Here is a 16,246-nt window from a genome sequence, read left to right as displayed (position 1 = left end):
CGGCGCAGGGGAGACATGCCGAAACGGCGGTTGCAACCATTGCGCCGAAGGCCACATTGGCTTTGAGCAAAATGGCGCAAAGGGGTATGTCATGACCGACCATCATGTCGTCGTTGTCGGCGGCGGTTTCGGCGGGCTGCAGCTCGTGAACGGGTTGAAGGGCGCAGGCGCGAAGATCACGCTCGTCGACCGGCGCAATCATCATCTCTTCCAGCCGCTGCTCTATCAGGTGGCGACGACCATTCTTTCCACCTCGGAGATCGCCTGGCCGATCCGCCGCCTCTATGCCGATCGGCCTGATGTGACGGTGCTGCTCGGCGAGGTCACGGGCGTCGACAGCGGCGCGAAGACGGTTTCCTTACGCAACGGCATGACTCTTGGTTACGATACGCTGGTGCTAGCGACCGGGGCGACGCACGCCTATTTCGGACATGACGAATGGGAGCCGGTGGCGCCGGGCCTGAAGACGCTGGAGGACGCGACGACGATCCGCCGGCGCGTGCTGCTCGCCTTCGAAAGGGCGGAGATGGAGAGCGATCCCGCCGTTCGCGATGCGCTCCTGACCTTCACCATCGTCGGCGCCGGGCCGACCGGCGTTGAGCTTGCCGGCATCATCGCCGAGCTTGCGCATTTCACGCTGCCCAAGGAATTCCGCAACATCGACACGCGCAAGACCCGCGTCGTACTGGCCGAGGCCGGCCCGCGCGTGCTGCCGACCTTCGCCGAGGAACTTTCGGCTTATGCGCAGAAGGCGCTGGAGAAACTCGGGGTCGAAATCCATCTCGGCAAACCGGTGACGGACTGCAATGCGGACGGCGTGAAGATCGGCGAAACCTTCGTTGCCAGCCGGACGATCGTCTGGGCCGCCGGCGTCACTGCCTCGCACGCGGCGCGCTGGCTTGGCGTGCCGGCCGACCGCGCAGGGCGCGTCGTCGTCGAAAAGGATTTGAGCGCGCCCGGCCTGCCCGATGTCTTCGTCATCGGCGACACCGCATCGGTCATGCGCGAGGACGGCAAGCCGGTGCCGGGCATCGCACCGGCAGCCAAGCAACAGGGCGGCTACGTCGCCAAGGTCATCCACGCCCGCCTGTCCGGCAAGCCAGCGCCCGCACCCTTCCGCTACCGGCACCAAGGGAGCCTCGCGACGATCGGCCAGAGTGCCGCGATCATCGATTTCGGCCGGATCAAGCTGAAGGGGTGGATCGCCTGGTGGATCTGGGGCCTTGCCCATATTTACTTCCTCATCGGCACTCGCTCCCGTTTCTCCGTCGCCTGGAGCTGGCTGTGGATCTATCTGAGCGGCCAGCATAGCGCCCGGCTGATCACCCAGCGGGAGACGATGCGGGACGAGGGGTAGATGCTACGGTGCGCACGGCGATCCTGCCGCCTTGTAAGCGCGTGCCGGGAATGCGATGTCTCTCCGGGGCTCCGGTATGCAGCACGCACGCAACCACCCGCCCTCGTGGTTCGAGGCGGCCCTGCGGGCCTCCTCACCATGAGGGCTGATCGTTGTGCCCTGGGGCGCACACGCTGACGACCGGAGCTCGGAGTAGGGACGCCTACGCTTGACACCTCTTCCCACATCGCCTTAGCATCCCGCCCGCGTCTCCCAACCACCACCGCGGGTTACGCATCCAGCCGTATCAACGGATAGAGGTTCCAATGCGCCGATTCACTTCTCACGAAAATCACATCCGAAATTCTGAGAAGTTGGTGGTTCATGCGCACTTTGAATCTGGGCATCCTCGCCCATGTGGATGCAGGCAAGACTAGCCTTACCGAAAGACTGCTTTTTAACGCCGGCGTCATCGACAAGCTCGGCAGCGTCGATAGCGGCAATACACAGACGGACACGCTCGAACTCGAACGGCAACGCGGCATCACGATCAGGGCCGCGGTGGTGTCCTTTGCCATCGGCGACAGGATCGTCAATCTCATCGACACGCCCGGCCATCCGGATTTCATCGCCGAAGTCGAGCGGGTGCTGGGATTGCTGGACGCCGCCGTCGTCGTCGTGTCGGCGGTCGAAGGCGTGCAGGCCCAGACGCGCGTGTTGGTACGGGCGCTGCGGCGGCTCGGCGTTCCCTTCGTCTTCTTCGTCAACAAGGTCGATCGTCCCGGGGCGCGGTATCCGGAGGTGCTGGCGGCGCTTGCCGCCCAATTGCCGGTTCGTCCCATAGCCATGTCGTCCGTCATCGATGCCGGCAGCAAGCTTGTCCGGGTGGAGGCGCTCCGTCCGGAATGCGAGCCGCTTTTTTCGGCGCTCTGTGAGGCGCTCGGGGAAAACGACGAGGCGTTGCTCGACGACTACGTGCTCGCGCCTGATCGGCTCACCGCGGGAAGGCTCCGACGCTGCCTCGCCGATCAAATGGCAAGCGGCGTGGTACATCCCGTCTTCGCAGGAGCGGCCATGACCGGTGCCGGCGTGCCTGAGCTGACCGCGGCCATCGCGACGCTATTGCCTGAACGGCGGCTTGACCCGGACGGGCCGATTGCCGGAAAAATCTTCAAGATCGAGCGCGGCTGGGGCGGGGAAAAGCTATGCTATCTTTCCCTGACATCGGGCACGGTGCGGCTCCGGCAGTATCTGGATCTGCCGAAGGGCCCGGAAAGAATAACCGCGATCCAGATCTTCGAGGCCGGCCGCCGTCATGGGGCCGAGAGCCTGCGCGCCGGGCAGATCGCGTGCGTCAGCGGCCTCGCCGGCGCCCGTATCGGCGACGCGGTGGGCGGAGATCCCGCAGGCGAGCGGCCTCACTTCGCGCCGCCGACGCTCGAAACCCGCGTCCTTGCCCGGCGGCCTTCCGACAAGTCGGCGCTCTGGCTGGCGCTGAACCAGATGGCCGAACAGGATCCCCTGATCAATCTGCGCCGCAACGAGAATGCGGACGAGGTCTTCGTGTCGCTCTACGGCGAGGTGCAGAAGGAGGTTATCCAATCGACCCTGCTGACCGATTTCGGCCTTGAGGCAGGCTTCGAGGAAAGCACGGTCATCCTGGTAGAGAGGCTTGTGGCAGCTGGAACCGGCTTGCAGGTTCTCTTCAAGGAGCCCAATCCCTTTCTCGCGACCATCGGCCTGCGCGTCGAACCGCGTCCTCACGGAGCGGGCAACAGCTTCGCGCTCGAAGTGGATGTCGGCCAGATGCCCGTCGCCTTCTATCGAGCGGTCGAGGAAACCGTGTTCGAAACGCTGAAGCAGGGGATTTTCGGCTGGCAGGTCATCGATTGCTACGTGGCGATGACGGCGGCCCGCCACAGTTCACCCGCAAGCACCGCCGCCGATTTTCGGCAGCTGACGCCATGGGTGCTGGCAACGGCGCTATCGGCTGCGGGGACCGTCCTCTGTGAGCCGATCGACCGCTTTCATCTCGAAACGCCGGCGGAAGGTTTGAGTGGCGTGGTCACCTTGCTTGCAAAATCCGCAGCTACGCTGACGGATTCGGTGATTGCCGATGGAGTCGCCCGGCTCGAAGGAACCATGGCGTCTCAGATGGTCCGCGGCGCCCAGCAGCAATTGCCGGGCCTGACGAGCGGGGCGGGGACGATGGAAACCTCCTTCGATCACTACGCCCCGATCGCCGGCCCGCCGCGCTTGCGTGGGCGCTCCGGCCCCGATCCGTTCAATGCGGAATATCTGCTGCGCCTGCGGGGGAGTGGTTGAGGTGTCTTGCGAAACGGCTGCGCCTCCTGAGGCTCAAGAGAGCCTCATGTTGGCGTATCCAGGCCGGAGGCCGGAGCCTCGAAGCACGGGGCGGACGCTCCGACGTGGCGGGCGGGAGCGGCGTTCGCGGGGGATGCTTCGAGGCTCCGCTCTATCGGGCGGCGCACCTCAGCATGAGGACGTATGGAAAATGCCGGTATCAAAAAAGCGGCCCCCGAGGGAGCCGCCCGTCGTTGCTCAGGCTGCTAGTGAGGCGATGTCGATGACGAAACGGTAGCGGACGTCGCTTTTCAGGACGCGTTCATAGGCTTCGTTGACCTGCTGGATGTTGATCTTCTCAATCTCGGAGACAATGTTGTGCTTGCCGCAGAAATCCAGCATTTCCTGCGTTTCCTTGATCGAGCCGATCATCGAGCCGGAGATGCTCTTGCGGCCGGGGATAATCGAGAAGGCATGAACCGGGATCGGGTTCTCCGGCGCGCCGACGACCACGAAGGAGCCATCCACCTTCAGCAGGCCGAGATAGGCGTTCCAGTCGATCTCGGCGCTGACGGTGCAGATGATCAGGTCGAAGGTGCCGGCGAGCTTCTTGAAGGTTTCCGGATCGTTGGTGGCGTAATATTCCTTGGCGCCGAGCTTCAGCCCGTCTTCCTTCTTGGAAAGGCTCTGGGAGAGAACGGTGATGTCGGCGCCCATGGCGGAACCAAGCTTGACGCCCATGTGGCCGAGGCCGCCCATGCCGACGATCGCAACTTTCTTGCCGGGGCCGGCATTCCAGTGGCGCAGCGGCGAATAGAGCGTGATGCCGGCGCAGAGCAGCGGCGCGGAGGCGTCGAGCGGAAGATTGTCCGGGATGGACATGACATAGCCTTCCCTGACGACGATCGAGTCGGAATAGCCGCCCTGAGTGCGTGTCTTGCCGTCGGCTTCGAAGTCATTGTAGGTGCCGCTGAGCCCCGGCATGTACTGTTCGCGATCGAGGTCGCGCTCGGCGCAGCCGATGCAGGAATCGACAAAGCAGCCGACGCCGACGCGGTCGCCGACCTTGAACTTGGTCACGGCGGAACCGACGGCCGAGACGATGCCGGCGATCTCATGGCCCGGCACGATCGGATAGACGGCGTTCTTCCATTCGTTGCGGACGGTGTGGATGTCGGAATGGCAGATGCCGGCGAACTTGATGTCGATGACGACATCATCGGGGTTCGGGTTGCGGCGTTCGAAGGTGAAAGGGGTCAGCGGCTTGGAAGCGTCGGTTGCGGCGTAGCCTCTTGCAATAGGCATAGGAACCTTCCTTTTCGTTTTCGGGAGGGGGTTGAACGGGATGGCGGACTATTGCCCGGAACTGCGTGAGTGGGTTAGAGCGATCCTCTCAGCTTTTTGCACGATCCTGCAAAAGTGAGGCGCCGGCCTGTTTGCGAAATGGCGAAGGCACTCTAGATAGAGGCGGTATCACCGGCGTCAGCCAGTTGACAGAAAGAGTTGCCGCATGACCTTGCCTTTCAGCCCCTATCAGGAAATCGTCGACATCGCGCTGCGCTTTGCGCCTGGGGACGGCGAGTTCTCGACTGCTATCGGCAATCTTCACGTCAGCCGTCGGTCCAAGCCGAGCGATCCGCTGCACAGCAGCTACCGGCCCTGCTTTGCCTTTGTGCTGCAGGGGGCCAAGAGCCTGCGCCTCGGCACCGAACTTATCAGCTACGGCACCGGGGACTATCTGCTGACCTCGCTCGACTTGCCGGTCGCCTGGCAAGTCACCGAGGCAAGCCCTGAAGTGCCGCACATTTGCCTGGGACTGGCAATCGATTCCGAAAAGCTGCTGGAGCTTTTGAGTCGCATCGATATTCCGCGCCCGGCCGCCCATACCGATGGGCAGCGCGGGATGGCGGTGAACGTCGCGCCGCCGGAGCTGCTGGATGCGGCCGTCCGTCTGTTGCGCTTGCTCGATCGTCCGGGCGACATTCCTGCCATGGCGCCGCTAATCGAGCAGGAAATCCTCTACCGGGTGCTGACCGGGCCGGATGGCGCGCGGCTGATCAACATTGCCACGGCAGACAGCCACAGCAACAGGGTCGCCCGCGCGGTGGCATGGCTGAAGGAGAACTTCGCGCGGCCGCTGCGGATCGAGGATCTTGCCGACCGCGTCAGCATGAGCGTGTCGTCCTTCCATCATCACTTCAAGTCGGTTACGGCGATGACGCCCGTGCAATATCAGAAGCAGCTTCGCCTGCACGAGGCACGCCGTCTGATGCTCGTCGAGCGCCTCGATGCCGGCACCGCCGGCCACCGTGTCGGTTATCAAAGCCCGTCGCAGTTCAGCCGCGAATACAGCCGCCTCTACGGCGCCTCGCCGGCGCGCGATGTCGACGGGGCGCGTGAGGTCATGGCGGTGGAATAAGCCGGGCGCCGCGCGTTTGACGGGACACTCAGCCGGGGAATTTCAGCGCCTTGTCGGCACGGCATTGGGCGAGTTTTAGCTGGCGGAAGGAGAGGATTTTGGTGATGCGCTCGTTCCCATCCGTCTCCACGCTCATGCAGGCACAGGCATAGCCGTAATTGCCGTTGGTTTTGACGTAATCGTGCTCGGAGATGTCGGGGATCAGTTCCATGCCTTCGACCGCGTCGGCATCGTCGCCCTGGGTCATGATCGTCCAGGTGTTCTCCGCATCCTCCAGCCACCAGTTGGCGGGCGTCGGATTCTCGATCCAGCCGCAACGGGTCTCGGCGGCCTGCGCATTTGCCACGATGGCAAGGGCCGCGGTCACGACCGCCACGGCTATCTGATATTTCATTGGTTTTTCCTCGTCGCCAAATTCAGTTGTTGATCGCGGTGATCGCCCAATGGCTCGCTTCGCAGGCGCTATCCTCGCAGATTGCGCCCATCCAGACGGCGCCGTTCGCGAGCATGATACCGTCGCTGTTGACGAAGGGATCCTGGTATTGCTGGCGGCCGACGGCGCGGCGCGTTTCCGGCGTCACCAGATCGTCGAAATTGTCGACGAAATCTTCCGCATTCTCCACATCATAGGTCTCGCCGTTGGCCTTGACGGTCAGCGGATACTCGGCAAGGTCGGCGATGGCCCCGGCATCGCCGGAGCGCATCGCTTGAACGAGCTGGCGCAGGGGCCGGTCGAAACCCGCGGCGTCGCCGTGCAGCTCCTCGATCCTGCTGTAGACGTCGCTATCCCGCGCGAAGGAGCCGGAGGCGGCGAGGAGTGTTGCCCCGAGCAGGAGAAGGGTAGGCAGGCGCGACATGGAAGGCTCCCGGCAAATGGCGTGGCGCGACATTATGTAATCGCCCGGAGCGCGCCTATCCAATTCTGGTGTCTCACTGCGCTTTCCCGTATAAAAATATGTCGGGACCTTCTTGACGGCCTGACCGGTTTATCGCATAAACCTCACGAACCGTACCGTACGGTACTTATCTGGGAGCCGTGACCGTGTCCGTCGATACCGCAGAGCCGAGCGAATTTTCGCCGCGCCAGAACGCCGTTCTGGAGCAGGCGCTGCAGTTGCTCGTCGATGGAGGGGAGAAGGCGCTGACGACCTCGGGTGTGGCGCGCGCCGCCAATTGCTCGAAGGAAAGCCTTTACAAGTGGTTCGGCGATCGCGACGGACTGCTGTCGGCGATGATTGCCTATCAGGCGAGCAAGGTGCGGACCTTCGAACGCAACGGCGAGCGCCTGACGGCGGCGAGCCTGCACGACCATGTCGTCATTTTCGCGCGCGACCTGCTGGAGGTTCTGGCCGGCGACGTCTCGCTGGCGCTGAACCGGCTGGCGATCGGCCAATCGAACCGCGACGGCTCGAAGCTCGGCAAGCTGCTGCTCGAGCGCGGCCGCCGCCAGATCGACCGGCGCGCCATGGCGTTGATCGATGCCGGAAAGAGGGCAGGACTGCTGCGTTTTTCCGACGCCGACGAGGCCTATCACACGCTTTACGGCCTTGTTGTTTCCGATCTGCATGTGCGCATGCTGCTCGGCGAACCCGGCCTCAAGGATACCGCACGCCAGGCGGAGAGGGCGGTCACCGCCTTCCTCCGGCTCTACGGCACGGACAAGGTTCTGGCGGAGATGCCGGTTCTCGGCTGATTTCGCCTTAATGACAGTCAACACGACAAGCACAAGGGAAGGAACTTCAAATGCGCGTCTATTACGATCGTGATGCCGATCTCAATCTCATCAAGGCCAAGAAGGTCGCCATCATCGGTTACGGTTCGCAGGGCCGTGCCCATGCGCTGAACCTCAAGGATAGCGGCGCCGGCAACGTCGTCATCGCGCTGAAGGCCGGCTCGCCCACGATCAAGAAGGCTGAAGCCGACGGCTTCCAGGTCAAGACGGTTGCCGAAGCTGCCGGCTGGGCCGACCTGATGATGATGGCGACCCCGGACGAACTGCAGGCCGACATCTATAAGGCCGACATCGCTCCGAACATTCGTGACGGCGCTGCGATCGCCTTCGCACACGGCCTCAACGTTCACTTCGGCCTGATCGAGCCGAAGGCGACCGTCGATGTCGTCATGATCGCCCCGAAGGGCCCGGGCCACACGGTTCGCGGCGAATACCAGAAGGGCGGCGGCGTTCCCTGCCTCGTTGCCGTTCACCAGAACGCTTCCGGCAATGCGCTTGAACTCGCTCTCTCCTACGCCTGCGGCGTCGGCGGCGGCCGTTCGGGCATCATCGAAACCAACTTCCGCGAAGAGTGCGAAACCGACCTCTTCGGCGAACAGGTCGTTCTCTGCGGCGGTCTCGTCGAACTCATCCGCGCCGGTTTCGAAACGCTTACCGAAGCCGGTTATGCGCCTGAGATGGCCTATTTCGAGTGCCTGCACGAAGTGAAGCTGATCGTCGACCTGATCTATGAAGGCGGCATCGCCAACATGAACTACTCGATCTCGAACACGGCCGAGTGGGGCGAATATGTCTCCGGTCCGCGCATCATCACTGCCGAGACCAAGGCCGAGATGAAGCGTGTCCTCAAGGACATCCAGACCGGCAAGTTCACTTCCGACTGGATGCAGGAATACCGCGCCGGCGGTGCACGCTTCAAGGGCATCCGTCGCTTGAACGACAGCCACCAGATCGAGGAAGTCGGCACGAAGCTCCGCGCCATGATGCCTTGGATCGGCAAGAACAAGCTGGTCGACAAGTCCGTCAACTAAGCGGTTTCCAGGCAGTTCGTATTGAAGGCCGGGGTGAAAGCTCCGGCCTTTATCGTTGCGCGCCGATGGTGAGCCAGCGGGTCGGTTTGCGGTCATATCCGCCGCCGTCATATTGGCGTATGGCGATATTCCGCCAGCCGCCTTTCGTCAAAAGCTCAGACAGCCATTCGGCGGAGGGATAGTTGTAGTAACGCCCGAAGCCGTCATGGCCCTCTGCTTCCCCGGCCTTGAAGCTCGCGTGAAGGAGGCCGCCGGGGCGCAGGGCGCGGCGGATGCGGGCGAAGACGTCGGGCAGCTCAGGCCTCGGGACGTGGAGAAGGCTCGCATGCGCCCAGATGCCGTCGAAGGCGCTGTCGGCGTCGAGCTCTTGGAACAACATGACCCTGACCGGCCTGCCGATCAGCCGTTCCGCCTGTCTTGCCAGCTCGGCCGAGCCATCGGTCGGCGTCACGTCGAAACCCTGCGACAGCATGTAGGCGCTGTCCTGCCCGCCGCCGCAGCCAAGTTCGAGGATTGCGGCACCCGGCGTAAGACCGGCGAGGAAGGCTTCGAGCTGTTGCTTTGGCAGGCTGCGCGCCCGGTTGGCGTATGTCTCGGCGTTTTCCGCGTAAAAGGCTGAGGTCGTGTCACGAGGCATGCGGGTCGGCCGTTCGGGGGCGTCGGTTGGATTGGAGATGTCTTTCGGGAAGCCGGTCGGCGCCGATGATGTCGATGACGAGGATGCCGTCGGGTATTTCGCGGTAGAACGCAACATGGCGCATGTGGAGGAGGCGGCGAAGACCGGCGCCGAGTTCGTCGCACTCGTCTCCCATGGAGGGCACGCGCGAAAGAAGCACGAAAATCCTGTCCCAATCGAGAAGATAGGCATCCGCCTGCGCCTCACCGAAATGGAGGCTGGCATATTCGTCAATGCCTGACAGCACGGCGTCCGCGGTTCGGGTCAGCCTATAGGTGGTGGTCACGCAGTTTCGCCTTCGTTTCCAACAGGATGTCGGCAATTCGTCGGTCGCTGATGCCGCTCTCCTCAGCCAGCCTCAGAATCTCACGTATTTCGTCGTCATCAAGCTTGCGATGGTCCTGGTCCTTCAGGATGAGTTCCGTCAGATATGTGCTGGCACTCTCGTATCTGCCGCTTGCGACACGACGCGCGACGTAATCCGCCAGATTATCCGGAAGCGAGATCGTCATTTTCGCCATTGAATTTGCTGCCGAGTGTCCATGCCGGCTTTCAGCTGTTCCTGATGCCAGATTACCATTCCCTCCACTGTGATAGAAGCGTTAACCGCCACCGTCGAGCACTTGGGTCACATGAAGGTGAGTCTTTTTTATCGATATGGATGACGCGCTCGAGGCCCATGAAATGGGCATCGCATGTCAGGATATCGGCTTTGTGGCGCTCGGCCGTCGCATAGATGATCGCGTCGGCGGTGGCGAGCTTCAAGGCTGCGGATATTTCGGCGGCGCGGCGGGCGAGAACCGTGTCGAGGGGCGCCCACCATGTCGGTGTGGACGCCGCCGGTTACGTGGAAGGTCCGGAGGTCAGGCCGGGATAAGGCGTGTCCAGCCACGCTCGTCGTTCGTTACGCCTTTCTGCAGACTGACGAGCTGCTGGCGCAGTTCGCTGGTCAATTTGCCGGTCTGTCCGTCTCCGACCAGAAACTCGCCACCGGCATGTCGCACCAGGCCGATGCCCGCCAGGACCGCGGCAGTGCCGCAAGCGAAGGCTTCGACGAGCTTGCCGCTGGCGGCGTCGGCCTGCCATTCCGCGAAGGAGTAGGGACGCTGCTCGACGCGCAAGCCCTTTTCTCCAGCGAGCGTGATCACCGAGGCCCGGGTGATGCCCGGCAGGATCGTGCCGCCAAGAGGCGGGGTCACCACCGATCCGTCATTCATGACGAAGAAGACGTTCATGCCGCCGAGTTCCTCGACCCAGCGATGCTCTGCTGCATCAAGGAAGACGACCTGATCGCAATCCTTCTTCGCCGCTTCCGCTTGCGCCACGAGGCTGGCTGCGTAGTTTCCGCCGCATTTTGCAGCACCGGTGCCGCCGGCGGCTGCACGGGTGTATTCGGTCTCGACCCATAGAGAGACCGCCTTCGCGCCGCCTTTGAAGTAGGCGCCGACCGGAGAGGCGATGATGCAGAAGACATATTCCTGCGCCGGACGAACGCCGAGGAATGCTTCATTGGCGAACATGAAGGGGCGAAGGTAGAGGCTCGCGTCGCCTGATGGAATCCAGGCCTTGTCAACGCGGACCAGTTCTTCGACCGCCTTCAGGAAGAGTTCTTCGGGCACGGGAGGCATTGCCATGCGGGTCGCCGACTGCGCGAAGCGGCGGGCGTTTTCTTCAGGCCGAAAGAGCAGAATCCGGCCATCGTCCGCCTTGTAGGCTTTCATGCCTTCGAAGATTTCCTGAGCATAGTGCAGCACGGCGCTCGCAGGATCGAGCTCCAGAGGGCGCCTCGGCGTAACCTTCGCATCGTGCCAGCCCTTGTCGGCAGTCCATCGTGCCAGGACCATATGATCCGTGAAGACCTTGCCGAAGCCGGGCGTCTCCAGAGCGTGGATGCGGTCGGCGTCGGAGACGGGAGACTTATGGAGTTCGATTTTGATTTCAGGAGAGGCCGACGTCACGGTCATTGCTGGCACCTTGATAGTACATTGAATAGTGGCGGCGACACTACTGCCGCCGGGCTGGTTTTGGAAAGGTCTGAATCAGCCGGTTTCGGCTTTGATCAGAGGAATAATCGTTTGAGGTGGCCGACGTCGAGCAGCAAATTCGGGTTGAGCGTGTCACCATGACACGAAAATAGGTCAGTATTATTGACATAAATTACCTGGCATGGTCTGCTGGGGAATAGAAAAATATGAGGAAACCCCATGCTGAACTGGGACGCCATGTTTGCGTCGCGCTCGTCGCGTATGCGCGCATCCGAAATCCGCGAGCTGCTGAAGCTTCTCGACCGGCCCGATATCATTTCCTTTGCCGGCGGGATTCCGGATCCGGCGTTGTTTCCGGCTGAGGAATTCCAGCGGGCCTATGCCGATATCTTCTCCGGCGCTGCCGTCAATTCGGCGCTGCAATATTCCGTCAGCGAAGGCCACAAGCCGCTGCGCGAATGGCTGGTCGGGCAGATGGCCGATCTCGGCATTCCTTGCGAAATCGACAATGTCTTCATCGTTTCCGGCTCGCAGCAGGGGCTCGATTATCTCGGCAAGCTGTTCCTGTCGCCCGATGACACCGCGCTGGTGACATGGCCGACCTATCTCGGCGCACTGCAGGCCTTCAACGCCTATGAACCGGCCTACGACCAGCTGACGCCGAACGGCAACCGGACGCCGGAGTCCTACCGTGTCGCCGCGGCGGCTGCCGGCGGCAAGGTGAAATTCGCCTATCTCTCCGCCGATTTCTCCAATCCGACCGGCGAAACGGTTGATCTTGCCGGTCGCAGGAAGGTGCTGTCGCTCGCCGAAGAGCTCGACATCGCCGTCATCGAAGATGCGGCCTACCAGGCGCTGCGTTACGACGGCGATCCGATCCCGCCGATTCTGGCGCTCGAGATTGCCGAAAAGGGCCATATCAACGATACGCGCACGATCTATTGCGGCAGCTTTTCCAAGACGCTGGCACCCGGCCTTCGCGTCGGCTTCATCGTCGCCAATGCGCCCGTTATCCGCAAGCTGGTGCTGATGAAACAGGCGGCCGACCTGCATTCCTCGACGATCAACCAGATGGCGATATCAGATGTCGCCGAGCGCGGCTTTGATACTCAGGTGGCCAAGATCAAGGCCGTCTATAGCCGTCGGCGTGACTGCATGCTGGCAGCGCTTCGGAAATACATGCCCAAAGGCACGAGCTGGACGAAGCCGGAAGGCGGCATGTTCATCTGGATCACGCTGCCGGAGGGCATGGACGGCGCCAAGCTGCTCGCCAGATCGCTCGAAACCGCCAAGGTGGCCTTCGTGCCCGGCAAGGCCTTCTTCGCCGACGGCTCCGGCGCCAACACCTTCCGCGTCAGCTTCTCCTGCGCCAACGACGAGATGATCGAGGATGGCATCAGCCGGCTCGGCAAGCTGATTGCGGCGGAGATTGATGGGTAGAGAGGCGGGAAAGCCAAGCCATGTGATCTCCCCACCTGTTGCAGGGCCCCGATACATACCTGCCAGATGTTCGGAGACATGCCTGACACTTCCGGAATGATTTTTCGGGATGGCGGCAAGGAGCTCATTGTCGAGCGTTGGCCTCTCTTGCGCGCTTGAAGAACATTTCCGCCCGGTCATTGTCCCCCTTAGCTCGCGAAAGCAGGCCGAGATTGTGGTTCGTCTGTTGGTCGTCAGGTCGAAGCCTCAGGGCATTGGCATAGTGCTCCTCGGCTGCATCCAGATCACCGGCTTCGTGAAGCAAAACGGCCAGATTGTTGTGGGCCTCAGCGTAATCTGGATCGGCGAAGATCGCCGCGCGATAGTGATCCTCGGCCAGGCTTGGATCGCTCAACTCGAGGGACGACGCGAGATTGTAGTGGGCTTCGGCGTAGTCGGGCTGTAATCGCAAGGCCTCTGCATAATGTGACTGCGCCGACGCCGTATTACCCTTCCGCTCAAGGAAGACGCCATAATTGTTGTGGGCCTCAGCGAAGCCCGGTCGTAAGCGCAGGGTTTCCTGAAAATGCCGCTCCGCTTCAAACCGATTGCCTGTCGCTTCCAAAAAGCCCGCATACCGCAGCCAGGCGTCGATGTAATCCGGCCGCGACCGAATAGCCTCGCGATAGTGCACAGCCGCTTCGGCGTGTTCGCCACGAGCCTCCAAAAGGATCGCGTAGTTGTAATGTGCCTCGGGATACTGAGGCCAGTGGCGGAGCGCTTCCTTGTAGTGCTCATCAGCCAAAACCGGATTGCCGATCGCTTTGTGCAGAACCCCCAGGTTGTTGTGGGCCTCCGGATATGACGCTCGAAGTTGGACAGCTCGATCATAGCACCGCAGTTCCTCATCGACGCCTGCAGTCGATTGGTTGGCAACGCTTACGCCCTTGAGGAACCAGTCCTCCGCCGTCATCGCCTCTTCCGATCGCGCCGAAAGTGCCAAGCTGTCTATCGATGACACCCTGTAAAGCTGCCTCTGCGGAAGGAAATCACCTCGGAGTTCAAAAAAGCCAGCTTCGGCAAATTGATAAACAGGGAGGTCGATCAGTTCGAGGATCGTTTGCGTGACGAACAGCGAATCCGCCTCAGCGTTCGATTCCACCCTTTTTGCGATGTTGATCGCACGTCCAATCCACGCGTCCTCGTCCGCCATCCTAAAGCATTCGCCGAAATGGCACCCCACACGCATCGGCATGTCCTGTGCGTTCGGCGCGGCCACCAGCGAACGACGGCGCTGCTTCCAATAGGCAATGAGCTTCAGCCCGAAGTGCACTGCCACGTCAGCGGATTCGAACAAATAGAGGTGTCCGTCGCCGGTGAAGTTCTCGTGTCTTCGGCCATATTGGCTTGCGAGGGACTGCGACAAGTAGCGGTGCTCCGCGATGACGTGGGTGATGTTGTCGCGAGGCATTCTGGCCCAGGCTGCTGAGTGGCGGACCAGATCGGTAAACACGGCGGCGAAATAGATATTCATTCCGTTTTCCACCGGGAAAAGCTATATTTTTGACGGCGGGCGTGGATATTTCGCCGCCGCATGTCTCATGCCGAAGGAGACTATTATGCCACAGTATATGGTTGAAAGACACTTGCCCGGCATCACTCCGGAACAACTCACCGCCGCCGCGTCTCGTGCGAAGGCGGTCACCGCCAAGTTGACGAACGAAGGTAAGCCCGTGCGCTATCTGCGCTCAACGTTCGTTCCCTCGGAGGAGAAGTCTTTCTGTCTCTTCGAAGCGCCTTCTGCCGAACGCGTCCGAGAGGCGAATGTGCTCGCGGAAATACCCTTGCTCCGGATCACCGAGGTCGCTCACATCGCTGCGGACGACCTACCCTGAGCAAAGTCCGCCGTTCGCCAGTTGTTCGAAGAGCAAGAACGAACCGAAGCCGCTGCACCGCGGACGGGTTCCGGTTATTGCGGTCCTTCCTTTCCGCAACATGAACAACGATCTCTCACGTCTTTTCCAATGACACTACGGAACGGCTTTGGGCTGAATTTCATCTGCATCCGGACGGAGTACGTCGCTGGGTCGAAATTCGCATCTGACCGCGGTCCGACGGCCGCTTCGGAGCCGAAAGCGGTCGTTGGTGGCATTTGCTACATAATTCCGAATAGACGCTATTGAGGAGGTTGCCTGACGCTCCTTCTCGCCAGCCAGCCGGAACCCCAATCAAAAGATCGTCGTCCAGCCTTCGTTCGCCGTCTCGCTTTTGCCGTAACCGACGCGGTCGGCCACCGCCCCGTCGCCGTTGCGCAGGATGATGTCGCCGCCTCTGTTGGCGAGTTGCGGACCGCCGGCTGCGGCATCAAGCGCGATGGTGCGCAGCTCGCCGGCGGCAAGCATTCCCGACAGCGTCTGGGTTCGGCCGTTTTCATCCTCCAGCTTCCAGCCGTCGAGCGATGTATCCATGTCGGAGCGGTTGATGAGCGTTACCGTTTCGGCTTCCACGTCGCCTGCGCCGTTCACCGGGTTGATCAGCGCGGCGATGATGCGCAGCGACGAGGCGACGACTGGCTGCGGCCGGCGTGTGCCTTCGCCGCGGCCCTGGCCGCCGCGATTCTCGGAGACGGGATGGCCGGTCGCCGCATCGGTGTTCCAGTTCTGCGACTGGAAGCAGAGGAAGATCGCCGCCCATTCGTCGGTATCGTTGAAATGAACGAGCAGTGCGCCGTCCTGGTTCGGTCCGTTGGTGGCTTTGAAGCTGCCGCCGTCGCCCTGGTTCATGTGGATGTCGTGGATGCCGTTGCCCGGCTCAAAACGGAAATACTGGTCCGGCTTCTCGTGCTCGGGCCCCCAAGCCTCCCCGAAGGCGTAAAAATGCACGTCGGTATCGGCAATGCCTTCCTGGACGATCGGCTCGATGAAATCGCGGAGATCATTCTTCGGGCCGGACAGCTGGAAGGGCGCGACATTCATGTCCTCGCGCTCGATCAGCCCGCCGCGAACATAATCGATCGCCAGCTCCGGATGGTCCTTGCGGATGTCGGTCAGGCCCATCGGCAGGGCTTCCAGCGCCTCGGTCAGCGCCCCGTGCTTGAAGTCGACGATATTTGCGTAGAGCAGGTCGTGCGGCGATTCCTTGGAGCGGACGTTGAGCGCGATGCGGTAGCTGACACCGTTCGCTTCGATGCGGATTTCGATGTGGGGATCGCTGTCGTCGTCGAGGGCGAGTGCGCTCGCCGTACCCTTCAGGACCTTGTAATTCTTCAGCATGACGAACCTCGCGGGTTGAGCGGGGTCGCAGAGTAACACGGCGAAAGTGCATCTTTTGTGACGTCTGTCTTT

The 16,246-nt window shown here is 61.9% G+C and carries 16 protein-coding genes and 1 pseudogene; 7 read left to right on the top strand and 10 right to left on the bottom strand.

What is annotated here, in order from left to right:
* Window positions 1-91 precede the first annotated feature (91 nt).
* Together QMO82_RS15345 and QMO82_RS15340 are read left to right on the top strand one after the other, a co-directional pair.
* Window positions 92-1,357: an NAD(P)/FAD-dependent oxidoreductase gene (locus tag QMO82_RS15345; RefSeq protein ID WP_183606741.1), complete on the top strand. Its 1,266-nt coding sequence runs from the start codon at window positions 92-94 to the stop codon at window positions 1,355-1,357.
* Between the two features lie 363 nt (window positions 1,358-1,720).
* Entirely contained in the window at window positions 1,721-3,661 is a 1,941-nt protein-coding gene (locus QMO82_RS15340) for a translation factor GTPase family protein (protein WP_183606742.1), read from the top strand.
* A 237-nt stretch (window positions 3,662-3,898) separates the two neighbouring features.
* Here QMO82_RS15340 and QMO82_RS15335 read toward each other — a convergent pair whose 3' ends face one another.
* Window positions 3,899-4,945 carry an NAD(P)-dependent alcohol dehydrogenase gene (locus tag QMO82_RS15335; protein ID WP_183606743.1) on the bottom strand — a complete coding sequence of 349 codons (1,047 nt, stop codon included), beginning with the start codon at window positions 4,943-4,945 and terminating at the stop codon, window positions 3,899-3,901.
* Window positions 4,946-5,150: 205 nt separating this feature from the next.
* Between QMO82_RS15335 and QMO82_RS15330 the strand changes: the two genes are divergently transcribed.
* Window positions 5,151-6,059, top strand: coding sequence for an AraC family transcriptional regulator (locus QMO82_RS15330; RefSeq protein ID WP_183606744.1), 909 nt, complete (start codon window positions 5,151-5,153; stop codon window positions 6,057-6,059).
* 28 nt (window positions 6,060-6,087) lie between these two features.
* Here QMO82_RS15330 and QMO82_RS15325 read toward each other — a convergent pair whose 3' ends face one another.
* Window positions 6,088-6,453, bottom strand: coding sequence for a DUF4087 domain-containing protein (locus QMO82_RS15325; protein ID WP_183606745.1), 366 nt, complete (start codon window positions 6,451-6,453; stop codon window positions 6,088-6,090).
* Between the two features lie 22 nt (window positions 6,454-6,475).
* Window positions 6,476-6,916: a hypothetical protein gene (locus QMO82_RS15320; RefSeq protein ID WP_246718252.1), complete on the bottom strand. Its 441-nt coding sequence runs from the start codon at window positions 6,914-6,916 to the stop codon at window positions 6,476-6,478.
* A gap of 170 nt (window positions 6,917-7,086) precedes the next feature.
* Between QMO82_RS15320 and QMO82_RS15315 the strand changes: the two genes are divergently transcribed.
* Window positions 7,087-7,752 (top strand): TetR/AcrR family transcriptional regulator C-terminal domain-containing protein, encoded by a 666-nt coding sequence (locus QMO82_RS15315; RefSeq protein ID WP_183607665.1) that lies wholly within the window; start codon window positions 7,087-7,089, stop codon window positions 7,750-7,752.
* Between the two features lie 50 nt (window positions 7,753-7,802).
* Window positions 7,803-8,822 (top strand): ketol-acid reductoisomerase, encoded by a 1,020-nt coding sequence (gene ilvC, locus QMO82_RS15310; protein WP_183606747.1) that lies wholly within the window; start codon window positions 7,803-7,805, stop codon window positions 8,820-8,822.
* Window positions 8,823-8,871: 49 nt separating this feature from the next.
* On the opposite strand, the gene QMO82_RS15305 is transcribed toward ilvC, so the two are convergent.
* From QMO82_RS15305 to QMO82_RS15285, 5 genes and pseudogenes are all read right to left on the bottom strand, one after another.
* A complete protein-coding gene (locus tag QMO82_RS15305) occupies window positions 8,872-9,459 on the bottom strand; it encodes a bifunctional 2-polyprenyl-6-hydroxyphenol methylase/3-demethylubiquinol 3-O-methyltransferase UbiG (RefSeq protein WP_183606748.1) in 588 nt (195 codons plus the stop codon).
* On the bottom strand, window positions 9,449-9,784 hold the full coding sequence (locus QMO82_RS15300; protein WP_097621719.1) for a type II toxin-antitoxin system RelE/ParE family toxin: 336 nt from the start codon (window positions 9,782-9,784) through the stop codon (window positions 9,449-9,451). The genes QMO82_RS15305 and QMO82_RS15300 overlap by 11 nt, the downstream gene beginning before the upstream one ends.
* Complete coding sequence (locus QMO82_RS15295; RefSeq protein ID WP_183606749.1) at window positions 9,768-10,019, bottom strand: transcriptional regulator; 252 nt, start codon at window positions 10,017-10,019, stop codon at window positions 9,768-9,770. Before QMO82_RS15295 ends, QMO82_RS15300 begins: the two co-directional genes overlap by 17 nt.
* Before the next feature lie 121 nt (window positions 10,020-10,140).
* A pseudogene (locus tag QMO82_RS15290) lies at window positions 10,141-10,308 on the bottom strand (PIN domain-containing protein); the annotation flags it as partial.
* A gap of 53 nt (window positions 10,309-10,361) precedes the next feature.
* Complete coding sequence (locus QMO82_RS15285) at window positions 10,362-11,462, bottom strand: branched-chain amino acid aminotransferase (protein WP_183606750.1); 1,101 nt, start codon at window positions 11,460-11,462, stop codon at window positions 10,362-10,364.
* 240 nt (window positions 11,463-11,702) lie between these two features.
* On the opposite strand from QMO82_RS15285, the gene QMO82_RS15280 reads away from it, so the two are divergent.
* Window positions 11,703-12,923 (top strand): PLP-dependent aminotransferase family protein, encoded by a 1,221-nt coding sequence (locus QMO82_RS15280; RefSeq protein WP_183606751.1) that lies wholly within the window; start codon window positions 11,703-11,705, stop codon window positions 12,921-12,923.
* A gap of 124 nt (window positions 12,924-13,047) precedes the next feature.
* Here QMO82_RS15280 and QMO82_RS15275 read toward each other — a convergent pair whose 3' ends face one another.
* Window positions 13,048-14,436, bottom strand: coding sequence for a tetratricopeptide repeat protein (locus QMO82_RS15275; RefSeq protein ID WP_183606752.1), 1,389 nt, complete (start codon window positions 14,434-14,436; stop codon window positions 13,048-13,050).
* An 85-nt stretch (window positions 14,437-14,521) separates the two neighbouring features.
* Here QMO82_RS15275 and QMO82_RS15270 point away from each other — a divergent pair, with 85 nt between their 5' ends.
* Window positions 14,522-14,797, top strand: a complete 276-nt coding sequence (locus tag QMO82_RS15270; RefSeq protein WP_183606753.1) for a DUF4242 domain-containing protein — start codon at window positions 14,522-14,524, stop codon at window positions 14,795-14,797.
* Window positions 14,798-15,130: 333 nt separating this feature from the next.
* Here the strand turns inward: QMO82_RS15270 and QMO82_RS15265 are convergent, their stop codons facing one another.
* On the bottom strand, window positions 15,131-16,174 hold the full coding sequence (locus QMO82_RS15265) for a DUF2278 family protein (protein WP_183606754.1): 1,044 nt from the start codon (window positions 16,172-16,174) through the stop codon (window positions 15,131-15,133).
* Window positions 16,175-16,246: the final 72 nt, after the last annotated feature.

It is taken from the genome of Rhizobium sp. BT04 (assembly GCF_030053135.1).
GTDB lineage: Bacteria > Pseudomonadota > Alphaproteobacteria > Rhizobiales > Rhizobiaceae > Rhizobium > Rhizobium binxianense.
This window is presented reverse-complemented; position numbering and strand designations above follow the sequence as displayed.

What these genes read in the sequence shown, in the direction of transcription:
- QMO82_RS15345 (WP_183606741.1), top strand. Translation starts at nt 92, where the DNA reads ATGACCGACCATCATGTCGTCGTTGTCGGCGGCGGTTTCGGCGGGCTG.
- QMO82_RS15340 (WP_183606742.1), top strand. Translation starts at nt 1,721, where the DNA reads ATGCGCACTTTGAATCTGGGCATCCTCGCCCATGTGGATGCAGGCAAG.
- QMO82_RS15335 (WP_183606743.1), bottom strand. Translation starts at nt 4,945, where the DNA reads ATGCCTATTGCAAGAGGCTACGCCGCAACCGACGCTTCCAAGCCGCTG.
- QMO82_RS15330 (WP_183606744.1), top strand. Translation starts at nt 5,151, where the DNA reads ATGACCTTGCCTTTCAGCCCCTATCAGGAAATCGTCGACATCGCGCTG.
- QMO82_RS15325 (WP_183606745.1), bottom strand. Translation starts at nt 6,453, where the DNA reads ATGAAATATCAGATAGCCGTGGCGGTCGTGACCGCGGCCCTTGCCATC.
- QMO82_RS15320 (WP_246718252.1), bottom strand. Translation starts at nt 6,916, where the DNA reads ATGTCGCGCCTGCCTACCCTTCTCCTGCTCGGGGCAACACTCCTCGCC.
- ilvC (WP_183606747.1), top strand. Translation starts at nt 7,803, where the DNA reads ATGCGCGTCTATTACGATCGTGATGCCGATCTCAATCTCATCAAGGCC.
- QMO82_RS15305 (WP_183606748.1), bottom strand. Translation starts at nt 9,459, where the DNA reads ATGCCTCGTGACACGACCTCAGCCTTTTACGCGGAAAACGCCGAGACA.
- QMO82_RS15295 (WP_183606749.1), bottom strand. Translation starts at nt 10,019, where the DNA reads ATGGCGAAAATGACGATCTCGCTTCCGGATAATCTGGCGGATTACGTC.
- QMO82_RS15285 (WP_183606750.1), bottom strand. Translation starts at nt 11,462, where the DNA reads ATGACCGTGACGTCGGCCTCTCCTGAAATCAAAATCGAACTCCATAAG.
- QMO82_RS15280 (WP_183606751.1), top strand. Translation starts at nt 11,703, where the DNA reads ATGCTGAACTGGGACGCCATGTTTGCGTCGCGCTCGTCGCGTATGCGC.
- QMO82_RS15275 (WP_183606752.1), bottom strand. Translation starts at nt 14,436, where the DNA reads ATGAATATCTATTTCGCCGCCGTGTTTACCGATCTGGTCCGCCACTCA.
- QMO82_RS15270 (WP_183606753.1), top strand. Translation starts at nt 14,522, where the DNA reads ATGCCACAGTATATGGTTGAAAGACACTTGCCCGGCATCACTCCGGAA.
- QMO82_RS15265 (WP_183606754.1), bottom strand. Translation starts at nt 16,174, where the DNA reads ATGCTGAAGAATTACAAGGTCCTGAAGGGTACGGCGAGCGCACTCGCC.